Origin of the sequence: Tenacibaculum sp. MEBiC06402, assembly GCF_049239625.1 — a bacterium.
Lineage (GTDB): Bacteria > Bacteroidota > Bacteroidia > Flavobacteriales > Flavobacteriaceae > Polaribacter.
The window spans coordinates 1-696 of record NZ_JBMKKT010000046.1 but is presented as its reverse complement, the minus strand read 5'-3'; the positions used below and the strand labels follow the sequence as shown (position 1 = coordinate 696).

Here is a 696-nt window from a genome sequence, read left to right as displayed (position 1 = left end):
AAGATTGAATTTCCGGTGAGGTCCCGAAGCTTCGGGACAGCCGCAATTAATTATACACCTTGTTGTGCAACGTTTATTTCTTTTTCAATTCGGTTAGTTTCCGATTCAACTAATGGTTTTAAGTTAAGTTCTCTAATCTTTTTAATATATTCAGTCGCTTTATCAAAATCATTTCTCAAAAGTTCAATATTTGCTAAATTCAACAATACAATTGATTTATCGTTTTCAGTTCTTAATCCTATATTAAGGGCCTGAGTCAAGTCAGAATGACTTTTTTCAAATTGCTTTTTCTCTAAAGCAATAATTCCAGTCGTGAAATAGTAATAGCTCTTATGACCTTTAGTCAGTTTATCTGGATTTTTAATTTTAGAAATCAGTTCTTCAGCTTTTTCTACATTATCTTTTTTTATTTGTTGAAAAGCAGCATAAACAGTTCCATATTTGAAATATCCGTAAATAAAAAGTCCACCTGCTATCAGCATCATTGACATATTTGCATAATCCTCTTTTGAGTAAAAATATGCAGCTGATATCAAGCTAAATATGACAAGTATGATTCTGATTATTGGTGTAAACATATTTTCAAGATAGTTTGGTCAAATGTTGCACAACGTATTTGTGTATGATTTTTTGCGGAAAAGGACGCGAGTCATTTTCCGATGTTGCGGAAAGATAATTAATAAGATTGAATTTCCG

The 696-nt window shown here is 31.3% G+C and carries 1 protein-coding gene; it reads right to left on the bottom strand.

Annotated features, from left to right (window positions below; genetic code table 11):
• Positions 1–50: 50 nt before the first annotated feature.
• The gene (locus tag ACOSP6_RS00385; protein ID WP_422095674.1) at positions 51–578 is read right to left on the bottom strand and encodes a hypothetical protein; all 528 of its coding nucleotides are present in this window, start codon (positions 576–578) and stop codon (positions 51–53) included.
• Between the last annotated feature and the right edge of the window lie 118 nt (positions 579–696).

What these genes read in the sequence shown, in the direction of transcription:
- ACOSP6_RS00385 (WP_422095674.1), bottom strand. Translation starts at nt 578, where the DNA reads ATGTTTACACCAATAATCAGAATCATACTTGTCATATTTAGCTTGATA.